A 21,635-nucleotide genomic window follows, 5' to 3' on the forward strand; every position below is an offset into this window, starting at 1 on the left:
TATGGGCATCCTCTCTCGGACCTCCTACGTCATCCGATCGAAGCTCAACTCGGTGCTCAACCGGGCCGAGGATCCGACCGAAACGCTGGACTACTCCTACGAGCAGATGCGCGACCAACTCCAGCAGGTCAAGCGGGGTATCGCCGATCTCACGACGCAGAAAAAACGCCTCGAGATGCAGAAACGCCGACTCGAGGAGAACGTCGAGAAACACAACGATCAGGCACGAACTGCCGTCCAACAGGACCGCGAGGATCTGGCGCGACGCGCCTTGGAGAAGAAGAAGACGAAGATGAACCAGATCGAGGACCTCGAGCGCCAGATTTCGGACCTCCAGAACCAGCAAGATCGGCTGATCGAACAGAAGAACGAACTCCAGAGCCGCATCGAGGAGTTCCGGACGAAAAAGGAGACGATGAAAGCCCGCCACGAGGCGGCGAAGGCCAGTTCCACCGTCTCGGAGGCGATGACGGCGACCGGCGAGGAGTTCGAGGACGTCGGCCGCGCCATCGAGCGCGCCGAGGAACAGACCGAGGACATGGAGGCCCGCGCCGCCGCCATGGACGAACTCCACGAGTCCGGTGCGTTCGACGACGTGCTCTCGGACAAGGACAACATCGATCGCGAACTCGAGCAGCTATCGACCGACAGCGGCGTCGAGGCCGAACTCGAGACGCTCAAGTCCGACGTCGGGGCCGACACGGAGGCGGCGTCCGGCGGGGACGCCGAGGCCGACGCGGCGGCCGAGGTCGACGAGGCCGAACTCACCGACCTCGAGAACGGTGAGCAGGACGAAGTCGAGGCCGAACTGGCGGAGCTACAGGACGAAGAGAACTAACTCGCGGGCGGCCGAACTGCTGGGAGAGCGACCGCCCGTTCTATCAGTTGCCATGGGACCGAGCGGGAGAGCGACGGCGACCGAAGTACTGTCACAAGAACTTCACTTCAATCGCGGTCGGTGATCGGTGTACTGACGCGGAGGGATGCCAATCGATCGCCGGTGAGCGGTCCGAATGGAGGAGAAACGGTTACCACCGTTCATGGTGAAGTTTCCGGTATGAGTGACGAGTCACCGATCGAGTCCATCCCGCTGACCGCCCAGGTCGTCCTGCTCGGTGTCGCTGAACTCACCCGCGAGGACGAGACGCCGGTCCAGACTCACGACCTCCGCCGGCACTGCCAGCAGCAACTGCCCGCGGTCGACACGGAGGTCGTCGGAACGATCACCGAAGCCGACGTCATTCGCTCGCTCTACCGACTCGAGGACGAGGACTTCGTCGAGGAGATCGATTCGGCCGAAACGTCGCCGACCGGGAAGGGACGGCCAGCGTACACGCTCGCGGTGAGCGTCGAGACCGTCTACGACGGGGTCGCGGACGAACTCCACGACGCGGCGACTGATTGATCGGATCGTTCCGGTCGGCGTTCACGCCGTTCGCAGTCAGACGGCCGACGCTCGCACCGATCACGAAGGGGTTCCCAGAACGGTGATATCGTAGCCGGCGACGTCCGACGGTGACTCGAGGACGATGACCTGAAACGCCCACGTCGAGTTCCCGTCGAGGTCGCCGGTGCTGGCGAGGTAGCTCCCGAGGAGGGTGTCGGCGTCGTCGTAGACGCGCGTTCGTACTTCGACGAGTTGGATTCGATCGGATCCCGTATTCGCGACCGTTCCTTGGATCGTCGAGCCCAGATAGCCGTCCTCGACGACGAACTCGTGGGTACGTAGTTCGAGGGAGTCGAGCGGCGTCACCGAGTTGGTGGGCTGTTGCTGTGCGAGCGCTGCCGCCGTGGACATCTGGGTCGCGTTCCTGCTGGTGGCGTTGCTGACGGTGACGCGTCCCTCCTCGTAGGTCGGCTGGCCGCCGAGTCCGTCGCCGCCGAGACAGCCGGCGGCCGCGGCCGCGAGTCCGGTCCCGAGCGATGCGAGTACCCGCCGTCGGTCCGTCGGATCCGATCGGGTCATCGCCGGCGAACGGTCGGCCGCGCGTCGATTCCCACACTAAGCATGTGCCGGACGGACATCGCGGATACATTTCAGTGTAGGCCTTGAAACGGCCGTTCGCCGTCGACGGGTCGCTCGAGTCGGTCCGTCGGTGCGGGCGGCGTCGATCCGGTGCGTACCGCTGGGAACGGTGTGTGCAACGCAGGCCCTTATTGTCGGGTCGGTGGACGGTACTGCCATGGGTTCCGCCGAGACCGACGAGACGCTCGAGTCCTATGGAGCCGACGTGGGGAGGCAGACAGGGCCGTTGACGCGGTTCCACGAGTGGTTCCTGATCCGGGGCAACCGATTGGTCGTCACGGCGCTGCTTTCAACTGCTATCCTCGCGCTGCTCGTCAGCCTCCACGAACTCGGCGTCATCAACTTCGTCAATCCGAGCCCCGTCACGCGCGTCGCGAGCGGCATGATCGCGGGCACGTTCTCGCTCGTGACGCTGGTCGTCTCGGTCAACCAACTCATCCTCTCTCAGGAGTTCGGCGCGGTGGGGAAAGCACGCGACCGGTTCGAAAACGTCGTGGCGTTTCGCGAAGCCGTGGCGGACGAGGCGGCCGTTCCAGCGACACCGACCGCGCCCACGAGAGTACTCGAGTTGCTTATCAAATCGATCCGACACGACGCCGTCGAACTCGCGGCCATCGTCGCCGATCACGATGACGACGTCCGCGAGACGGTCGTCAGGTACACCAACGACGTCCAAAAGCGGGCCGATCGGGTCGACGAAACGCTCGAGGGGTCGGCGTTCGGGACGTTCTCGGCCGTGTCGGCGGCGATCGACTACGACGAGGCCTGGCACCTGTACGTCGCGACCCATCTGCGAAACGCTTACGACGATTCGTTGTCGCCGGCTGCGACGGACCAGTTCGACGAACTGATCGACGACCTGAAACTGTTCAGCGTGGCCGGGGAGCAGTTCAAGACGACGTACCTGCAGCGGGAACTCACCCGGTTCTCGCAGCTCACGGTCTACTGTGGGGTGCCGTCGATCCTGTCGGCCATTCTCATCGGACTCCTCTACGCCGACGTCGCCGGCCCGAACGTCAGTTCGGCTGCGCTCCCCTACGTCGTGAGCGCGTTGATCGTCGTCGTCCTCTTGCCGCTGGCGCTGCTCGTCTCCTACATCCTCCGGACCGCGACCGTCACGCGCCGCACCGCGTCGGTCGGCCCGATGATCCCGCAAAAGGACCCCGATAAAGGGCCGTTCGACGTGACCTACGGCGAGGATCGGTAGCCGCACCCGGTTGACGAGCCCCGCCTTTCGGTCGGCCCGCACCCCCGCGTGGGTATTTTATCCGTCGTTGTCATCCGTGTTGCACACGCAATGAGCGATTCGGACTCGACGAGCGGCGTGTTGAGTCAACGGACCGGCGTCGGCGGTCTGCGGCTGTGGGTGTTGCTTCGGATGAACCGGTGGCTGTTCACGGTGGTCGTGTTGGTGGCCGTCTTCGCCGTTCTGGTCGTCGCCAGTCGACTCGGATTGACACCCCTGCGGATCATCGTCGCCCGGCACAACGGCACGTTCTGGATCTTCTCGGCGTTCATCGGTGCGATCATCACGGGAACGTCGATCGTCGTCACGCTCAACCAACTGGTGCTGTCCCAGGAACTCGGCGCGGTCGGTGACCAGCGAGAACGCATGCAGGCCGCCATGGAGTTTCGCGGCGATACCGAGGCCGCCCTCGACGACGAGGAGGTACTCCCGCCCGAACCCGCGGCCTTCCTCTACGAACTCGTCGACGGTATCGAACGGGAAGCGCACGAGTTCGAGTCGACGGTGGCGGCCGATCACGGCGACGACATTCAGACGACCGTCTCCGACTACGTGGACGACATCACCGAAAACGCACGGGTCGTCAAGGACGACCTCGAGAACGCACAGTTCGGCTCGTTCGACGTGATCTGGAACGCGCTCAACTTCAACTACTCCCGGAAGATCCACGACGCCCGGAAGATCCGGGCCGACTACGGCGGCGAACTGTCGGACGAGGCCGACGACGAGATCGGCGACATGATCGAGGTGCTGACGTTCTTCGGCCCGGCCCGCGAGCACTTCAAGACGCTGTACTTCCAGTGGGAACTGATCAACCTCTCGCGGGCGCTCCTCTATATTTCCGTGCCCGCGCTGGCGGTGATGGGGGCCCTGATGATGTACATCGACGGCAACGCGCTCCCCGGGACGCTGTTTGGTATCGACAACCTCGTCTGGCTGACCAGCGCGGGGTTCGTCGTCGGTCTCGCGCCGTTCATCGTCTTTATCGCCTTCATCCTCCGGATCGCGACCGTCGCCAAGCGGACCCTCGCCATGGGGCCGTTTATCCTCCGGGAGTCCGAACGCGACGAGGACCTGGGCTGAGTCGCCCGCCGTCGCCGGCTTCCCGTCGCCTCCTGCGGTCGCTGTTTCGGACCGATGTGAGTCCGTTCGGCCGACCGACGAACACGACGGTTCCGGCTCGCTCGAGCGGTCGTCGGACGACGAGCGACGATCCCCGCCATTGGTATGCCCTCGGCGGCTACCGACGGCCGTGATCGTCGTCATCTGCGGGCCGCCGGGCGCGGGCAAGACTACGATTACGGCCCGCGTCCGCGCTCGGCTCGCGGACCGCGGCGTTCGGGTCCGGACGGTCCACTCCGACGACTTCTCGAGGCGGACCTACGAGCGACTGGCCGAGCGGGTCGCCGACGCGCCGGAGACGGGGATCACGCTGGCCGACGGGACGTTCTACCGGCGGCAGTGGCAGACAAGGATTCGGGCGCTGGGCGACGTGCGAATCGTCCACGTGACCGCGAGCCTCGAGACCTGCCTCGAGCGCAATCGCCACCGGGCGGAGCCGATCGACGAGCAGGGCGTCCACGTCGTGTATCGGGAGTTCGACGAGCCGGACGCCGACCTCGAGATCGATACCGACGAGTACGGGCCTGACGAGGCGGCCGACCGGATCACGGCCGTGATCGGTGGCTGGCGCGAGTGAGTCGGGGTTGTCCGGCGGCGGCCGTCCCGCTGAGCCGCGGGCGTGAAAACGGACCGACAGAAATTTGACAATGAGGTAACTAATATGCGGCGGACGCATGGACCTGATGGATCTCTTTCAGACGCTGACGCTGTGGTTCGTCTTGATGATCTTCCTCCGGACGGGGTCCGGGAACGCCGGGCTGATAGTCACGGCTAGTGCGTACCTTGCGATCATTCTCGTCCTTGTCCTGCCGGTCTTTCTCCTACTGGTCGGTCTCGACGAATTGAGCGGCGGGGGAGTCTGACCCGGGACGGACTCGAGAAACCCGATCCTGCTCCCCGGTGGCGCGAGTGGTGACGGCCTCTCCGGGTGGAACGTAGTTGGGGGGTAACGCAGCCGTCGGCGACGTGTGATCGTTGTCACCCGGTTAATCAAAAAATTAATTCGAGTGAATATGTTTGCTACTTAAGTTGCTTCGCCCCTATGGGGGCGTATGTCCAATATAGATGGATTTTTCCGATCAGTTGTGAATGTCCAGCGCCGTCGATTGTTAGTCCACATGCTATCACACAATCCAGAGGATGAATCGAAACTCTACACTGACGATATCGAAACGACCGAGACGGAAGAAGCGAGGTTACTCACCGAGATGAAACATACGCACCTGCCGCTGTTGGAGGACTACGGGTTCATCGACTGGGACCGGGACACCCACGAGGTAACGAAGGGGCCGGAGTTCGACGAAATCAGACCGCTCTTGGAGATGATGATCAATAACAAGGACGAACTCCCGGATGACTGGTTGTAGTACGAACGCGTCGTGGGAACCGTCCCGCGTACTGTCTCCCCTCGTTGGACGGTGAGTTAGCCGAGAACCGGGAGGGCCGCTCGAGGCGGGGACCCACCCCCAACGGATGCGACTCGCTTTCACGGAAGTAACAGTAGATATAAGTTAGTATGGGACAACGATTAGGACGGAAGCGGGTCTCCAGAAGCAGGGGACGTATCGAAACGTCCCGGGTGGATCCAGCACCCGAGACTTCGCTTCCAAACCCGCGAGGGTTTCGAAGCATGATTGCGTACATTCTACCGGGATATAAACGTCCCGCACGACAGCCGAATCGCCCGACACGAGTAGCCTCGCTGTTGTCACGGCGTGTGAGTGGTGGGTGCGATGGGTAGCGACGGGGCGGCGAGCGACGATGCTGCGTCGTCGGCACCGCCCGACTGTCCACGCTGTGGGCGGCGGATCGCGTTCCTCACCGTCTCCGGCCCGATGACGGCGTCGGTCAGTCCCTGTGGCTGTTCGGTGCCGCCCGCGCTCGTCCACCGCGAGGACTGAGCCGGGGCTCGGCCGCGAGTCCCGGCGGGTAGCCGACCGGTCGGCCCTGCCGTTCGAAATCACCACCACCACCCAACCGACAGCGGTCGCCGGGCGGTCGGTCCGGAAGCGGGCCTCGGGTCGGGACGAGGCGTCGACTCAGTACTACCGTCGGCGCGCAGTTTTTCGGCGCGTCTCGGCGACGGATCGAGCGCGCCCGCTCAGTGCGAGCGGCAGCGTTCGGACGGATCGGCTGCCGGTCCGTCGCTCCATCTGGCAGTCGTCAGCGCGCCGCGTTCCCGGTGTGTCTCCGTTCGCGCTCGAGGTTCGAGTTAGCGACCGAACTCGAGCGCGAACGGGGCGGTCGGGGAGAGATCGGCGGGCAGCCGATCGGGGACGATCGTCTCCGGCAGCGCGGTCCAGTCGAGGTCGTCCTCGCCGGGGACCGCGTCGGTCTCGAACGCGGGGTCGTCCGCGGGTGGCAGGTCGCGGTATTCGTCGGGGGGCGCGTCGTGCGCGTAGACGCTTTCGGGGTGGTCGACCCGCCAGACGTGGAGCATACAGGGCGTTCGGCAGGGGAACTCGAGGAGGTCGTCCGTGGACGACTGCTCGTAGGTCTGTCGATAGAACCACCACGCGAACCGGCCGGGAAGGCCGGTGTGGGCGTGCCACGGCGAACACCGTTGCTCGTCGTCGTCCGTGCCGTATACCGCCGGCGGCTCGACCGGCTCCCCCTCGTTCGTCGCGATGAACATGACGCCGAGGGATCGCCACGACTGGTTGTCGACGAGGACCGACTCCGGCCGGGTGGGGTCCAGCAGTTCGTCGTCGCCGATGAACGCCGGGTTGAGCCAGTGTGACCAGCTGTCGTCGCCCATCTCGAGCGTGTCGAAGTACGGTTTGTACCCCGCGTCGAGCAGCGCGTCCACGTCGGGATACCGCGTCTCGAGGGCGTCGGTCACGGACGATCGGAGGGCGGTCGTCGCCGGGTGATCGTCCGCACAGCCCTCCGTCGTCGCCCCCTCGCAGTCGGTCATACTGGGCTCGAGGGTGGCCTCCGGACAGTCGTCGTCGAACTGCGAGACGCCTGCGGCATCCCCCGTCCCCCCGGTGGCGTGTGCGCTGCCGATGCCCGAAAGCGCGACCGTCCCGGCCGACGCTCGGAGCAGCGCTCGTCGGGCCACGGTTCGTTCGCCGTTACTGTCGTCCATCCCAGCACGGTCCACATCGACCGACGGTATGAAACCCCGTTGCCGCTCGGACTGAAAATCGCCCCAACCGACAGTCGTCGAGGGACGGCGCGTCAGTCGCCCGCCGACTCGAGGACGGCACCCGTTCCCGGGCGCTCGAGGCCACCGAGATCGATCCGGCCGTCGGGCATCGGAACGCCGTCGGCGGGATCGTCGGCCAGAAGGAGCGAGCCGTCGAGATCGGCGTAGTCGAGCAGCGGCGCGAGGTGACAGGCCGCCGCGATCGAGGCGTTGGATTCGGTCATACAGCCGCACATCACTTCGAGGCCGTGGGCGCGAGCGGCGCTGATCATCCGCCTGGCTTCCCGCAGGCCGCCGCATTTCATCAGCTTCAGGTTCGCGATGTCACAGCGGTCGGCGATCCGGGGAATGTCCGCGAGCGTGATACACGACTCGTCGGCGGCGATCGGCAGCGCCGACCGCTCGGAGACGAACCGCAGTCCCTCGGGGTCCTCGGCCGGGACCGGTTGTTCGACGAACATGAGGTCGAACTCGGCGAGGCGGTCGATCTTCGCGACCGCTTCGCGCGGCGTCCAGGCCTCGTTCGCGTCGACGAACAGTCGCACGTCGGGCGCGACCGACCGGATCGTCCGGACGATCTCGAGATCGCGGTCGGTGCCGAGTTTGACTTTCAGCGTGCCGTACCCTCGATCGACGGCCGTTTCGGTCTTCTCGCGCATCGTCTCGAGGTCGTCCAGCCCGATGGTGTAGGACGTCGTGGGGGCGTCGTCGGGGTCGAGTCCCCAGTACCGGTACAGCGGGACCGCGAGCCGTTTCGCGACGAGGTCGTGGAGGGCGATGCTCACTGCGGTCCGTGCGGCCGGATTCCGCCGGACCGTGTCGCGCATGCGCCGTTCGATCCGCTCGAGTTGGTGGGGATCGCCGACGTCCTCGACGACCGCGAGGAGGTCGGGCAGGACGGCCGCGACGGTGTCGGCGGTCTCGCCGTAGTGGGTCGCCGGCGCGGCAGCGCCGAGGCCCGTTGTGCCGTCGTCGGCGTCGATCCGGACGAAGAGCACCTCGGTCTCGGTCGTCGTTCCCCGGGCGATCCCGAACGGGTACTCGAGGGGGAGCGAGCGGCGTTCGACGGCGGTCTCGAGGCCCATCTCAGCACAGCACCTCGAGCAACTCGTCGGTTCCGAAGCGGATCACGTCGGTCGCGGGGCGGTCGAGCGCGTCGGCGTACTCGTCGACGGCCTCGCGGGCTCGCTCGTCGCTCTCGAGGCTGGCGGTGTTGAGCGCCCCGGCGACGACTCGACTGTCCGCGACCGGCGCGGCGATGCTCTCGTAGAGATCGATATAGGTCTGCATCGACGGCAGCGCGACCGATTCGTAGCCGTGTACCGCGTCCTGGCCGGCGTTGTGACAGAGCACGAGCGTGTCGGCCATCGACCCGTGGAGGATGCCGAGCGTGACCGCCGAGTACGCCGGGTGGACGATGCTGCCCTGCCCCTCGACGAACAGGTAGTCGTGATCGTCGCCCTTCTCGAGGATCAGTTCCTCGACCGCGCCCGCGGCGAAGTCGCTGACGACGCGATCGATCGGCGTGCCCCAGCCCTCGATCATGATCCCGGTCTGGCCGGTCGGGATAACGGCGGCGTCGTGGCCGGCTGCGCGGGCGTCGCGGGCGAGTTCCATCGTCGTCGTCATCTTGCCGACCGAACAGTCGGTGCCGACGGTGAGGATCACCTCGGCGTCGACCTGGTCGGCGACGCCGTCGGCAACCGTGAGATCGGCCGGCGGGTTTCGAACGTCGCGAATCTCGCAGTCGTTGTCGGCCGCCAGCCGGGCGAACTCCTCGTCGTCCGCGAGGAAGTAGTGCAATCCGGAAATCACGTCACAGCCGTACTCGAGGGCCGTCCGCACGTCTTCGCGCCAGCTCTCGTCGAAGCCGCCGCCGATCGGTGCGATCCCGATCAGCAGGGTGTCGACGGCGTCCGGCTCGAGGTCGGCCATGCCGGAGACGATCGGTGCGTCCTGGACGTCGGGAACGAGGTCCGCGACGCGTCGGCCGTCGTTCGCTCGATCGAGGACGGCGACGACGTCGTGATCGGCGTACCGGAGGACGCCGAGTGCTGTCTTGGCTCGGTCGGGGAATTTCTCGTGTGCGAGAATTGCGACACGCATACCCGGAGAGAGATGAAGTAATCACTTATACTATTGGTGGCCAGTCCAGTAAAGAGCCAATACATCTAGTTTCAGTAATCAATTGGTGTCATCCGACGAGAGAAAGTGATCGGAGCGGGCGGTGATCGGCGGCGAACGACGAGTGTCGAAATGTCGGATGTAAATAGTATTAAATTAAAGACGGAGAGGGTATTCGAGAGCGAATATTGTCAATGTGTTTTTACTATTTCGTGGATACCGAAACTCTCATTCCGGTTACCACCCGATTCGACCACAACTTCGTGTTCCACCAGTTCGGACGGGTCGGTACGGGGCCGATTCGCGACGGTTCTGTCGACATCGTTCTGTGGGACCGAATCAGTACGTCGAACTGACATTGCTCGGCGGGAGTGCTGAAACGAATGACATCCGATACATCGGTTTCGAACGTCGTGCTCGTCACGGTCGACTCGCTGCGGGCGGACGCGATCGGTCCGTACGAAAGCGACCGCCACACGCCGGTCATGGATTCCCTCGCCGACCGCGGGACCGTCTTCGACCGGGCCTTCGCGACCGGTAACTGGACGCCCTTTTCGTTCCCGTCGATCCTCTCCTCGCGGCCCGTGTTCGCCGACGACGGACGGATCGGCGTCGAGGAGTCCCCGACGCTCGCGGAGACCGTCTCGGACGCGGGCGTCGCGACCGGCGGGTTCAACGCCGCGAACGGCTTTCTCACGACCCACTGGGGATACGACGACGGGTTCGACGAGTTCGACTCGTTCGTCGCGAACGTCGGCTCGAGCGTCTACAGCCGCTATCTCGCGACGCATCCCACCGTCGAGGCCTGGCTCCAGTTGGCCGCCTCGCCGGTCCGCCGCGCGGGGTCGTGGCTCCGCGGCGAGACCGACGACCGGCCGTTCCTGGACACGTCCCGACTGTTCGACGTCGAGCACGCCGCGAGCGAGTTCGTCGCGGAGACGTCGTCGCCGTTCTTCCTCTGGGTCCACTACATGGACGCCCACACGCCGTACGTCCCCGCCCCGCGCTACATCCGCGAGGTCTCGGACGACCGGGTCGGGACCCACAGAATGCTGCTCGCCCACACCCGGACCGGACTGGGGCTGGGCGTCAGCGATCGCACCCTCTCGGACCTTCGAACGCTCTATCAGGCGGCGGTCCGACAGGTCGACGCGAGCATCGGGCGACTCCTCGAGACGCTCTCGGCGAACGACCTCGCCGACGACACCGCGGTCGTTCTGGCGGGGGACCACGGCGAGGAGTTCCAGGAACACGGCCATCTCGCCCACTATCCGAAGTTGTACGACGAACTGATTCGGGTCCCGCTCATCGTCGACGTTCCCGGCACCGAGGGGGGCCGAGTCGAGGGGCAGGTCGGACTCGATTCGATCTCCCCGACGGTGACCGATCTGCTGGACGTCGAGGCCCCGGCGTCGTGGACCGGCGACACGCTCGTCCCCAGCGTCGTCGGGGACGAGTCGCCCGCCGACGACCCGGTCGTCTCGGTCACGGTCCGGGACGAGTCGGTGACGGCCCAACCGATTCCGCGCTCGCTCGCGGACGGTGACCTCCTCGTCAGCGTCCGGGATCGGGACTGGACCTACATCGAAAACGTCGCGACCGGGGAGCCCGAACTGTACTATCGGCCCGACGATCCGCGACAGCAAACGAACCTCGCGACGGAGCCGACGCCCGAACAGCGGGACGTGATCGAATCGCTCGCGCCGGTCGCGACGGCGCATGCGAACACGCTCCGGGACCGCGACGACGAGGCGACGGCCGACGACGAGGACGTCGACGAGGACCTCGAGGCACGGTTGTCGGCACTCGGCTACCGCTAACATGATCCGATCGTTCCTTCGCAGTCTCGTCGACGGCCCGTTCGCGCGCCAGCTGCGGCGGTTCGTGATCGTCGGCATCGTGGCTGCGGGGGTACAGATGGGGTTGCTCTGGGCGTTCGTCGACAGCGCCGGACTCCATTATCTGCTCGGAGCGGTGATCGCAATCGAGATCACGATCGTCCTTTCGTACGTGCTCAACAACGCGTGGACCTTCGAGGCGTCACAGAACACCGGGACCACCGAGTATCTCGCCGGCTTGCTCAAGACCAACGTCGTCCGCGGGACGGCGATTCCGATCCAGCTCGGCGTCCTCTTCGGCTTCGTCGAGTGGGTCCACGTGCCGTACCTGCTCGCAAACGGGATGGCCATCGCGCTCAGCGGCGTGTATCGGTACGTCCTCGACGCGCGATGGACGTGGGGGTCGTGATGCTCGGCACAGTCCCTCTCAGCCACGTCCCGTCGCAACGAACGGCCGATCGATCGTCCGACGGCGCGTTGAACGCTCACTCTCCTGATCACTCATGAGCGGCATACTTTCGATCCCATCGGTGCTCGTGCTCGAAATGCTGGACGGGTTCCTCGTCGGCAGCGGCGAGGCGATCGTCGAGTCCGCGACCGGTTGGGGCGGGATGGGGATCGTCTTCGTCTACTCGTTTCTGATCGCGTTCGTCCTGCCGGGCCCCAGCGAGGTCGTCCTCGTCGCGCCGCTCGAGATCGGCATGCCCCCGTGGCTGCGGCTCTCGAGTATCATGCTCGTCAGCGCGACCGGAAAGATGGCCGGCAGCGTGTTCGCGTTCCACCTCGGACAGGAGGTCAAACACTCGGGACCGATAACGCGGTGGCTACGCCGGTCCCGGTGGGACGTGCTGGCGTGGTCGGAGAACCGCACCGTCCAACTGGCACAACGGTACGGCTACGGCGGACTCGCGCTCGCCCTCTCGGTTCCGTTCTTCCCCGATACGATCTCGATCTACGCCTTCGCCGTCCTCGAGACGGATTACCCGAAATTCGCGCTGGCGACGTTCCTCGGGAGCCTCGGCCGGTTCCTCGTGACGCTCGGTCTCTTCGGCGGCCTCGTGACGGTGTTCTGAGAGGTCACTCGCGGAGCGTCCGCGACGCGACTGACCGACGGTTGCCGGCTGCCGACGCCGGTACTGATAAACCGACCACGCGTCAAGTCAGCGGTGAATGCTCGAGGGAGTCAACGTCGCGCTCGGGGTGACCGGCTCGATCGCCGCCGTCAAAACGGTCGAACTGGCCCACGAACTGCGACGGCAGGGTGCCGCGGTCCGCGGGGTGATGACCGACAGCGCACGGGGGATCGTCCACCCCTGGGCCGTCGAGTTCGCAACCGAGAACGAGGTCGTCACGGAGATCACGGGCAGCGTCGAACACGTCGACCTCTGCGGATACGACGGCTGGGCGGACGTGCTCCTGATCGCGCCCGCGACGGCCAACACCGTCGGCAAGATCGCCGGTGCCGTCGACGACACGCCCGTTACCACGTGCGCGACGACCGCGCTGGGTGCCGACACGCCGATCGTGATCGCGCCCGCCATGCACGAACCGATGTACGACCACCCCGGCGTGCTCGAGGCCATCGACACCGTCTCGGAGTGGGGCGTCGACTTCGTCGATCCCCGCATCGAGGAGGGGAAGGCCAAGATCGCCAGCGAGGACGCGATCGTCCGCGATACGGCCCGCGCGGCGGGCGATCGGCCACTCGAGGGTGCACACGTCGTGGTCACGAGCGGGGCGACCAGCGAGGCGATCGACCCCGTTCGGGTCATCACGAACCGCTCGTCGGGGAAGATGGGACGGGCCGTCGCGACGGCCTGCTACGTCCGCGGGGCGGACGTGACGCTCGTCCACGACGGTCCCGAGGTGCCCTATGCCGATGTCCGCGCGGTTGAGAGCGCCCGGGAGATGCTCGCAGCCACGCGCGAGGCCTGCGACGACGCCGACGCGCTCGTCTCCGCCGCGGCGATCGGCGACTACACCGTCGACACGAGCGCGGAGAAGATCCGTTCGGGCCGGGAACTCACGCTCGACCTCGAGCCGACGCCGAAGCTGATCGACGAGATCCGCTCGACCTGTCCCGACCTCCCGATCGTCGGCTTCAAAACCGAGACCACCGGCGACGAGGACGCGATGATCGAGCAGGCCAGGAACACGCTCGAGCGGGTCGACCTCGCGTTCGTCGTCGCGAACGACGCGAGCGTGATGGGTGCGGATCAAACCAAAGCCCTGCTGGTCCACGCGAACGACGCGGCTCGATACGAAGGGACGAAAGCCGGACTGGGTGGCGAAATCGCCGACTCGATCGCGGCGGTACTGTCTCCGAACGTGACAGATCATTAATTGTAACGCGAGTCCGTCAGGACAATTATATGGGTGGGGTTCATCCGACCGGCATAATGGATAGACGATCGGAGTTGGAAGGGAAGGGATCACCGGCGTCGGCCGGCGCTTCGAGGTGATCGAGGTGGCACAGCGACAGCGAACTGACGAGACCGATACCGGTAGTGGGGGGGCCGACGACGCTGCCGAGGACGCCGAGACCGACGACCCGCTCTCGAAAGGTGAAATATTCGAAGTCCTGCGGAACCAGCGGCGGCGCTACGTCTTGCAGTATCTCAAGCAGGACGATCGACCGGTCGAACTCGGCGACCTGGCCCAGCAGGTGGCCGCCTGGGAGTACGAGACGACGTTAGAGGGGGTGACGCCCGAACAGCGAAAGCGGGTCTACACCACGCTTCAGCAGACGCACCTCCCGAAGATGGACGAGTCCGGTATCCTCCGGTTCGACTCCGACCAGGGCGTCATCGAGACGACCCAGCGCACGCGCGACATCAGCGTCTACCTCGAGATCGTTCCCGGTCGGGAGTTCGCGTGGCGGGAACTGTACCTCTCCCTGGGTGCGATCAGTTGCGCGCTCGTCGCCGCGCTCTGGCTCGAGATCTATCCGCTGGTCCGACTGTCGAACCTGGCGTGGACGGCCCTGATCGCGGGCACGTTCACGCTGACCGCGGTCGCACACATTTACCACGAGCGGAACATGCGCCTCGGTCACGGTGACCAGCCGCCGGAACTCAGCTACAGTACCGACGAGTAGCGATCGGAGTACGGGAACGGCCGGCTGACGCGCTCGAGGCGACGATATGGGTGTCCCGACCGACCGAACGGTCGGCCGGACCGGCGCGCTGAATGTGAGCCGTTCGCATCTGTCGGGCCGCTCGCTCGTATCGTCAACTTTTACTCCGCTACCGTCCCACCGACGACATGGATCAGTTGAAGCAGTCGCTCCTGGAGGCGCCGATCATCGAGAAGAACGGGTATCACTACTTCGTCCATCCGATCAGCGACGGCGTTCCGAAACTCGACCCCACCCTCCTGCGAGAGATCGTCATTCGGATCATCCGGAAGGCGGAACTCGACGAGGTCGACCGGATCGTCACCCCCGCGGCGATGGGGATTCACATCTCGACCGCCGTCTCGCTGATGACCGATATTCCGCTGACGGTCATCCGCAAGCGCCAGTACGGGCTCGACGACGAGGTCGCGATCTCCCAGAAGACGGGCTACTCGGAGAACGAGATGTACATCAACGACGTTCGCGAGGGCGAGCGCGTGCTCGTCCTCGACGACGTTCTCTCGACGGGCGGCACGCTCGCCTCGGTGCTCACCGCACTCGACGAGATCGGTGCGGAGGTCGTCGACACCGTCGCGGTCATCAAAAAGGTCGGCGGGGAGAACGAAGTCGCCGACACCGACTACAACGTCAAGACGCTGATCAACGTCGACGTCGTCGACGGCGAAGTCGTCATCATCGACGAAGAGGGCGATCAGTAAGCAGCACCAGTAACTCGTCGGTTTCCGACCGGTAGTTCCGCTCTCCGTACTGGTTCGTGTATACTTATCACAAGGAATATGTCGCCACGATTTGAATTGTATATCGATGCCAGGAAATAGCGTCGGGTCGCGCGAGCGGCGACCGATCCGGCGGCGTTCGCTCTTGACGAGCGTGGGTCTGGTGGGGCTCTCCGGATTCGCCGGCTGTATCCGCAGTAACAGCGTCGAAGCCGACGGCCCGGCCGAGGAGTTGATTCAACAGGGGTTCGCGGCGACCGATACAGACCCGCCGTTCGAAACGACGATCGTCGTCACCGAGGGGACCGAGCGAAGCCGCGTTGCGACGCTCCTCAAATCCGAACTCGAGGACACCGGCTTCTTCGATATTTCGATCGCGGAATACAAGTGGACGACGCATCTCGATCTGTTGACCACGGCGGCCGACGAGAACAAAAACGCCCTGTTCGTCGTCAGTTGGACCGGTGGCTGGGACCCCGACGACTACGTCAACATGCTGTTTCACTCGGACAGCCACCCGCCCAACGGACTCAACGTCAATCAGTACGCCGACGAAACCGTCGACGAGTACATCGAGACCGGACTCGAGGAAACGGTCTTCGACGAACGGGTCGAGATCTACCGGCAGTTACAGGAGCGGCTGGTCGCCGACGCTCCGGTCTCGTTCGTTCGATTCGGGGAGGTGACACACGTCTGGGATGCCGACGCCGTCAGCGGCTGGCAGGCGTATCCGCTCGAGACGGGCACGTACAACGCGGTGTACGCCCCCTGGGCCGACACCTTCACCAAACTCGAGGGGAGCGCGGAACTCGTCGGCGACCTCGGAAGCGATATCTCGACGACCGACCCCGTGTCGATGAACGACACCGCCTCGAGCCAGGCGACGCAACTCGTGTACGAGGGGCTTACCGGTATCGACTTCGACGGGACGGTCCAGCCTGTTTTGGCCGACGAATGGAAGCGACTCGACACCACGCGGTATCGGTTTTCCCTCCGGGAGGGCGTCCAGTTTCACAACGGCGAGGAACTCACCGCCGCCCACGTCAAGGGTTCGTTCGAACGCTACGAGGGCGAACCGCGCGAGGCCGACGTCTTCGATTGGTACGGTGACAGCGAGATCGTCGACGACTACACGATCGACATCGACTGTCGACGGGAGTACGGCCCGTTCGAGCGGCGACTGTTCGACGTTCCGATCGTCCCGATGGCGGCGATCGACGGCGACCTCGACCTCGAGTCAACCCCGATCGGAACCGGCCCCTATCGGTTCGTCGACTACCGGGCGGGCGACGACTGTCGGCTGGAACGGTTCGACGAGTACTGGTTCGAGGGCTCGGAGACGGTTCCGGCGACGGCACCGGTCGAAACCGTGCGACTCGAGGTCATCACCGAACCGGCGTCGCGCCAGGGCGCACTCGAGGCCGGGAATATCGACGTCAGCTACGGCGTCCCGTCGGCGAGTCTCGCGGACCTGGCCGCCGACGACGCGTACGGCGTCGACCGCCACGTCGGCGGCGGGTTCGATATGCTGATCTACCCGCTCTATCGCGAGCCGTTTTCCAGCGCTGCCGTCCGCCGGGGCTGTAACATGTTGCTGCCGCGCGAGCGGATCGTCGAGGGGGTGTATAACGGGGTCGGCCAACCGGCGTACACCCCGATCTCGCCGCTGCTCGAGGCGTACGCGGACGAGGAATTGCAGGAACGGATCGCCGACGAATACGTGCGGTCGCCCTGACCTCCCCAGCAATGTCGCTCGGACGCTACGTCCTCACGCGGATCTCGGTCGCGGTTCCAGTCCTGCTTGGCGTCACCGCGCTGACGTTCTCGTTCATCCACGCGCTCCCGGGTGACCCGATCGATGCGCTCGTCGGGTTCCGGAGCGTCAGCCCTGCCACTGAGGCCTCGATTCGGGCCGAGTACCACCTCGACCGGCCGCTATGGGAACAGTATCTGCTGTGGCTGCGGAACGTGCTTGTCCTCGAGTTCGGCGAGTCGCCGGTCACCGGTCGGAACGTCGCGGCGACGGTGGGTCGTCGGCTGCCCGCGACGCTCGCCCTCGGCGGGGCAGCGTGGCTGCTCGCGCTCGCGATCGGCGTTCCCACCGGCATCGTCGCCGCAGTCCGGCGCGGCGGGCCGGCGGACGAACTCAGTCGGCTCGCCGCGCTCGCCGGGATCGCGACGCCGAACTTCTGGCTCGGCCTCGTCCTCCTGTTGGTCTTCGGCGTTCGACTCGGCTGGGTTCGCGTGATCCCGCCGGACGCGCCGCTGGCGAGCCCCGCGATGGCGAAGTTCATGCTCCTGCCGACGATCACGCTCGGGACGGCCTCGGCCGCCGTCGTCACGCGGCTGCTTCGGTCGTCGATGATAGCGGAACTCGACGCGGCCTACGTTCGGACGGCGCGCGCGAAGGGGTTGCGAGAACGAACGGTGATCCTGAAACACGTCCTGCGAAACGCGCTCCTCCCGGTCGTGACGATTACCGGGCTCCAACTCGCGTTTCTGATCGACGGTGCCGTCGTGGTCGAACGGATCTTCTCCTGGCCGGGCATGGGACGACTCCTCGTCCGGTCGATCCTGCAGCGGGACTATCCGGTCATTCAGGCCGGCGTCCTGCTCGTTGGCGTCTCGATCGTCCTCGCGAACCTGCTCGTCGATATCGTCTACGCGGTACTCGATCCACGCATCCGATACTGACCATGAGCGACCGACGACCCACCACCGACCGCGGCCGGATTCGCATCGTCGGCTTCGAGGACGCGGACTCGGATCGGCCCGGCGACGCGAACTCGAACGGTGACGGCGACGAGTCGCCGGCTGCGACCGCCGGACGCACTGCTCGTCCGACCGCCGACCCGGAGTCGCGGACCGGGCCGACAGCGGCGGCACGTAGCCCGTCCGGGACCGCACTCGAGGGACCCGGACGCTCCCGGTCCGCCGGGGCGTGGCAGCGGTTCCGCCGGAATCGGACGGCGATGGCCGGGCTGACGATCATCGCCGTCATGGCGGTGCTCGCGGTCTTCGCCCGTCCGATCGAGGTCTCGACGGCGGAGTACACGATTACGCTCCAGCCCGTGTCGCTGGCTCCGTACGATCCCGCACAGCCGTTCGTCGGCCCGGCGAACGCGCCACCGTCGTGGGACCACCCCTTCGGCACCGACTGGGCGGGCCGCGATCAGTTCTCTCGAGTGCTCGTCGGCGGCCGCTACACCCTGACCGTCGGCCTCGTCGCCGTCTCGCTGGCGTTGGGCGTCGGGGTTCCCCTCGGCGCGATCGCCGGCTATTTCGGTGGCTGGGTCGACGAAATCATCATGCGACTCGTCGACGTCCTGTACGCCTTTCCGTTCCTGATTCTCGCGATCGGGACCGTCGCGATCCTCGGTCGGGGCTTCTGGAAACTGGTGGTGGCGCTGGTCGTCACCGGCTGGATCGGCTACGCCAGGCTGTTACGCGGCGAAGTCCTCTCCGTCCGCGAACGGGAGTACGTGACGGCGGCCAGAGCGCTCGGCATCCCCGACCGAACGATCATCCGTCGCCACGTCGTCCCGAACGCGATCACGCCCGTCGTCGTACAGGCGACGCTCAACGTCGGGACGGTCGTTCTCACGGCCGCGGCACTCGGCTTCCTCGGGCTCGGTCTGGAGGCCGACACCGCCGAGTGGGGCGCGATGCTCTCTCGAGGACGGGACTCGCTGCTCCAGGGCCACTGGCACGTCACCGTCTTCCCCGGGATCGCGATCTTCCTGTTCGTGCTGGCGATCAACCTCGTCGGCGACGGCGTCAACGACGCGCTCGACCCCCACCGGGACGCGAGCGACGACCGGAGGCGGATGCGCTGATGGCGTTGCTCGAGGTCGACGATCTCGTCGTCCAGTTCTACACCGACGACGGCGTGGTCCGGGCCGTCGACGGCATCAGCTACGAGATCCGCGCGGGCGAGACGGTTGGACTGGTCGGCGAGAGCGGGGCCGGCAAGAGCGTCGCCAGTCTGGCGCTCCTCCGCCTGCTCCGCGATCCCGGCGAGATCGTCCGCGGGGAGATCCGGTTCGACGGCCGCGACCTCCGCGAGTGCTCGGCCGCCGACCTCCGGGAGATCCGCGGCAACGACATCGCCATGGTGTTTCAGGACGCCGACGCCGCGCTCAATCCGGTCTACACCGTCGGCGAACAGATCGCCGAAGCGATTCGCGCCCACGAGGCCGTCACCGATCGCGAGGCCCGCGAGCGGGCGATCGACCTCCTCGAGCGGGTCGGGATCGCGGACGCGACCGCGAGATACTCCGACTACCCCCACGAGTTCTCCGGCGGCATGCAACAGCGGGCCGTCATCGCGATGGCGCTGTCCTGTGACCCCGCCCTCCTGATCTGTGACGAACCGACGACGGGACTTGACGTCACCGTACAGGCCGGTATCCTCGAACTGCTCGCTGACCTCGCCCGGGAGTCGGAGACGGCGATTCAGCTCGTGACACACGATCTCGGCGTCGTCGCGGAGCTCTGTGATCGGGTGCTGGTCCAGTACGCCGGCGAGATCGTCGAACGCGCGTCGGTCGGGGACCTGTTCTACGACCCGAAACATCCCTACACCGCCGGGCTATTGGCGTCGATTCCCCGACTGGGCGACGATCGGAACCGCCTCGCGACGATCCCCGGGACGATGCCGAGCCTGGTCGACCCGCCGACGGGCTGTCGGTTCCATCCGCGCTGTCCCTTCGCCGAGGACGCGTGTGCCCGCCGGAACCCGTCGCTCGTCGAGGCCGCGTCGGGAACCTCGGCCGTCGACGCCGGCCTCGACGCACACCTCGCCGCCTGCCTCGAGTACACCGGCGATCTCGAGGACGGCCTGGACTACGAGGTTCGGATCCGAGACGAGAGCGAGGAAGGAGCGGCCGATCCGTGTGGCGAACGGAATCCGGAGAGTCGACGGGGTGAGACGCGGTGACGACGGCCGAGGACGCACCGCTCCTCCGGGCCGAGGGGCTCGAGACGTACTACTCCACCGCGGACGGACTCCTCGATCGAGTGCTCGGCCGCGGCGAGACGGTCCGTGCGGTCGACGGCGTCGACCTCGAACTCCGCGCGGGCGAGACGCTCGGACTGGTCGGCGAGAGCGGCTGTGGGAAGACGACCCTCGGCCGAACGCTCCTCGGGCTGCGGGAGCCGACCGGCGGCTCGGTCACGTACCGCGGCACCGAACTGACCGACCGCTCGCGATCGGCCCTGCGGGAGCTCCGGACGGAGCTCCAGTACGTCTTTCAGAACCCCACGGCCAGCCTCGATCCGCGACTGACGATCGGCGAGAGCATCGGTGAAGCCCTCGCGGCCCACGATATCGTTCCCCCCGACCGCCGCGACGAGCGCGTTCGGGAACTGCTCGAGACGGTCGGGTTGCGGGCCGGCCACGCGAACCGGTATCCGGACGAGTTCTCGGGCGGGCAGCGCCAGCGGATCGGGATCGCCCGTGCGCTCGCCGTCGAGCCCGAACTCGTCGTCTGCGACGAGCCGGTCTCCGCGCTCGACGTCTCGGTCCAGGCCCGCATCCTCAACCTGCTGTCCGACCTTCAGGACGAGTTCGGCCTCTCGTATCTGTTCATCGCCCACGATCTCTCGGTCGTCGAGCACGTCGCCGACCGCGTGGCCGTCATGTACCTCGGCGAGATCGTCGAAACCGGACCGACGGCAGCCGTCTTCGACGATCCGTCCCACCCGTACACGGCGGCACTGTTGTCGGCGATTCCCGAACCCGATCCCTGCTGGGAGAGCGATCGGACCGTTCTCGAGGGAGCGGTGCCGTCGCCGACGGAGCCGCCCGCCGGCTGCCGGTTCCATCCCCGCTGCCCGAAGGTCGTCCCGCCCGCGGCCTACGAGTTCGAGGACGACGCGTTCCGCGCCGTGATGGCGCTACGGACCCGCCTCGCACAAGCGGACGCCGACGCCGGACTCGAGGCGCTGCTCTCCCGCCCCGGTGCTCACGCGGACATCACGGCGGCGCTCCGGGACGCCTACGGGATTCCCGATCGGCTCTCCGATCCGGACGCGGACGCCGTTCTGACGGCCGCGCTCGAGACCGCCGCGGCCGGCGACCTCGACGAAGCCCGACGCCGTCTCGCGTCGGCGTTCGAGACACCCTGCGAGACGACTGCGCCGGTGTTGGAATCAGGGACGGCCGACCACCCGATCGCCTGTCATCGGTTCGACGACCGAATCGCGGGCGACGCCGAGTCGGACGGAAGCGACACGAACTCGGACGACGCCCGGCAAGGAGCCGCCGATGACTAG

The 21,635-nt window shown here is 66.2% G+C and carries 23 protein-coding genes; 19 read left to right on the plus strand and 4 right to left on the minus strand.

The annotated features are described in order from the left end of the window. Position 1: 1 nt before the first annotated feature. On the plus strand, positions 2–838 hold the full coding sequence (locus ALTAJ2_RS12330) for a PspA/IM30 family protein (protein ID WP_007107846.1): 837 nt from the start codon (positions 2–4) through the stop codon (positions 836–838). 219 nt (positions 839–1,057) lie between these two features. Further along, positions 1,058–1,405, plus strand: coding sequence for a CBS domain-containing protein (locus ALTAJ2_RS12335; RefSeq protein WP_007107845.1), 348 nt, complete (start codon positions 1,058–1,060; stop codon positions 1,403–1,405). Between the two features lie 60 nt (positions 1,406–1,465). Here ALTAJ2_RS12335 and ALTAJ2_RS12340 read toward each other — a convergent pair whose 3' ends face one another. Then, a complete protein-coding gene (locus ALTAJ2_RS12340; protein ID WP_007107844.1) occupies positions 1,466–1,966 on the minus strand; it encodes an FxLYD domain-containing protein in 501 nt (166 codons plus the stop codon). 217 nt (positions 1,967–2,183) lie between these two features. Between ALTAJ2_RS12340 and ALTAJ2_RS12345 the strand changes: the two genes are divergently transcribed. From ALTAJ2_RS12345 to ALTAJ2_RS19765, 6 genes are all read left to right on the plus strand, one after another. Next, on the plus strand, positions 2,184–3,233 hold the full coding sequence (locus tag ALTAJ2_RS12345; protein WP_007107843.1) for a hypothetical protein: 1,050 nt from the start codon (positions 2,184–2,186) through the stop codon (positions 3,231–3,233). Positions 3,234–3,323: 90 nt separating this feature from the next. Next, entirely contained in the window at positions 3,324–4,355 is a 1,032-nt protein-coding gene (locus ALTAJ2_RS12350) for a hypothetical protein (RefSeq protein WP_007107842.1), read from the plus strand. 169 nt (positions 4,356–4,524) lie between these two features. Continuing rightward, the gene (locus tag ALTAJ2_RS12355) at positions 4,525–4,971 is read left to right on the plus strand and encodes an AAA family ATPase (RefSeq protein ID WP_007107841.1); all 447 of its coding nucleotides are present in this window, start codon (positions 4,525–4,527) and stop codon (positions 4,969–4,971) included. Between the two features lie 97 nt (positions 4,972–5,068). Beyond that, positions 5,069–5,257 (plus strand): hypothetical protein, encoded by a 189-nt coding sequence (locus ALTAJ2_RS12360; protein WP_007107840.1) that lies wholly within the window; start codon positions 5,069–5,071, stop codon positions 5,255–5,257. A gap of 189 nt (positions 5,258–5,446) precedes the next feature. Beyond that, positions 5,447–5,761: a DUF7344 domain-containing protein gene (locus tag ALTAJ2_RS12365; protein WP_449289155.1), complete on the plus strand. Its 315-nt coding sequence runs from the start codon at positions 5,447–5,449 to the stop codon at positions 5,759–5,761. A 366-nt stretch (positions 5,762–6,127) separates the two neighbouring features. After that, positions 6,128–6,295 carry a hypothetical protein gene (locus ALTAJ2_RS19765; protein ID WP_006186252.1) on the plus strand — a complete coding sequence of 56 codons (168 nt, stop codon included), beginning with the start codon at positions 6,128–6,130 and terminating at the stop codon, positions 6,293–6,295. A gap of 311 nt (positions 6,296–6,606) precedes the next feature. Here ALTAJ2_RS19765 and ALTAJ2_RS12370 read toward each other — a convergent pair whose 3' ends face one another. The 3 genes from ALTAJ2_RS12370 to ALTAJ2_RS12380 form a co-directional block, all read right to left on the minus strand. Next, entirely contained in the window at positions 6,607–7,485 is an 879-nt protein-coding gene (locus tag ALTAJ2_RS12370) for a hypothetical protein (RefSeq protein WP_007107838.1), read from the minus strand. 92 nt (positions 7,486–7,577) lie between these two features. Continuing rightward, positions 7,578–8,630 (minus strand): dipeptide epimerase, encoded by a 1,053-nt coding sequence (locus ALTAJ2_RS12375; RefSeq protein WP_007107837.1) that lies wholly within the window; start codon positions 8,628–8,630, stop codon positions 7,578–7,580. A 1-nt stretch (position 8,631) separates the two neighbouring features. Beyond that, positions 8,632–9,651 (minus strand): DUF1611 domain-containing protein, encoded by a 1,020-nt coding sequence (locus ALTAJ2_RS12380; protein ID WP_007107836.1) that lies wholly within the window; start codon positions 9,649–9,651, stop codon positions 8,632–8,634. Between the two features lie 401 nt (positions 9,652–10,052). On the opposite strand from ALTAJ2_RS12380, the gene ALTAJ2_RS12385 reads away from it, so the two are divergent. The 11 genes from ALTAJ2_RS12385 (at position 10,053) to ALTAJ2_RS12435 (ending at position 21,635) form a co-directional block, all read left to right on the plus strand. Then, positions 10,053–11,489: a sulfatase gene (locus ALTAJ2_RS12385; RefSeq protein WP_049899686.1), complete on the plus strand. Its 1,437-nt coding sequence runs from the start codon at positions 10,053–10,055 to the stop codon at positions 11,487–11,489. 1 nt (position 11,490) lies between these two features. Next, entirely contained in the window at positions 11,491–11,916 is a 426-nt protein-coding gene (locus ALTAJ2_RS12390) for a GtrA family protein (RefSeq protein WP_007107833.1), read from the plus strand. Between the two features lie 94 nt (positions 11,917–12,010). After that, a complete protein-coding gene (locus ALTAJ2_RS12395) occupies positions 12,011–12,580 on the plus strand; it encodes a YqaA family protein (RefSeq protein ID WP_049899684.1) in 570 nt (189 codons plus the stop codon). Between the two features lie 97 nt (positions 12,581–12,677). Further along, positions 12,678–13,850 (plus strand): bifunctional phosphopantothenoylcysteine decarboxylase/phosphopantothenate--cysteine ligase CoaBC, encoded by a 1,173-nt coding sequence (coaBC, locus tag ALTAJ2_RS12400; RefSeq protein WP_007107831.1) that lies wholly within the window; start codon positions 12,678–12,680, stop codon positions 13,848–13,850. Between the two features lie 115 nt (positions 13,851–13,965). Beyond that, entirely contained in the window at positions 13,966–14,604 is a 639-nt protein-coding gene (locus tag ALTAJ2_RS12405) for a DUF7344 domain-containing protein (RefSeq protein WP_007107830.1), read from the plus strand. A gap of 167 nt (positions 14,605–14,771) precedes the next feature. Beyond that, positions 14,772–15,341, plus strand: coding sequence for a hypoxanthine/guanine phosphoribosyltransferase (gene hpt, locus ALTAJ2_RS12410; protein ID WP_006186263.1), 570 nt, complete (start codon positions 14,772–14,774; stop codon positions 15,339–15,341). 106 nt (positions 15,342–15,447) lie between these two features. Continuing rightward, positions 15,448–17,094, plus strand: a complete 1,647-nt coding sequence (locus ALTAJ2_RS12415; protein WP_239647733.1) for an ABC transporter substrate-binding protein — start codon at positions 15,448–15,450, stop codon at positions 17,092–17,094. An 11-nt stretch (positions 17,095–17,105) separates the two neighbouring features. After that, a complete protein-coding gene (locus ALTAJ2_RS12420) occupies positions 17,106–18,053 on the plus strand; it encodes an ABC transporter permease (protein ID WP_007107828.1) in 948 nt (315 codons plus the stop codon). Positions 18,054–18,055: 2 nt separating this feature from the next. Beyond that, positions 18,056–19,195: an ABC transporter permease gene (locus ALTAJ2_RS12425; RefSeq protein ID WP_007107827.1), complete on the plus strand. Its 1,140-nt coding sequence runs from the start codon at positions 18,056–18,058 to the stop codon at positions 19,193–19,195. Next, a complete protein-coding gene (locus ALTAJ2_RS12430) occupies positions 19,195–20,298 on the plus strand; it encodes an ABC transporter ATP-binding protein (protein WP_007107826.1) in 1,104 nt (367 codons plus the stop codon). Before ALTAJ2_RS12425 ends, ALTAJ2_RS12430 begins: the two co-directional genes overlap by 1 nt. Beyond that, positions 20,295–21,635 carry an ABC transporter ATP-binding protein gene (locus ALTAJ2_RS12435; protein WP_007107825.1) on the plus strand — a complete coding sequence of 447 codons (1,341 nt, stop codon included), beginning with the start codon at positions 20,295–20,297 and terminating at the stop codon, positions 21,633–21,635. Before ALTAJ2_RS12430 ends, ALTAJ2_RS12435 begins: the two co-directional genes overlap by 4 nt.

This window comes from Natrinema altunense, assembly GCF_000731985.1.
Lineage (GTDB): Archaea > Halobacteriota > Halobacteria > Halobacteriales > Natrialbaceae > Natrinema > Natrinema altunense.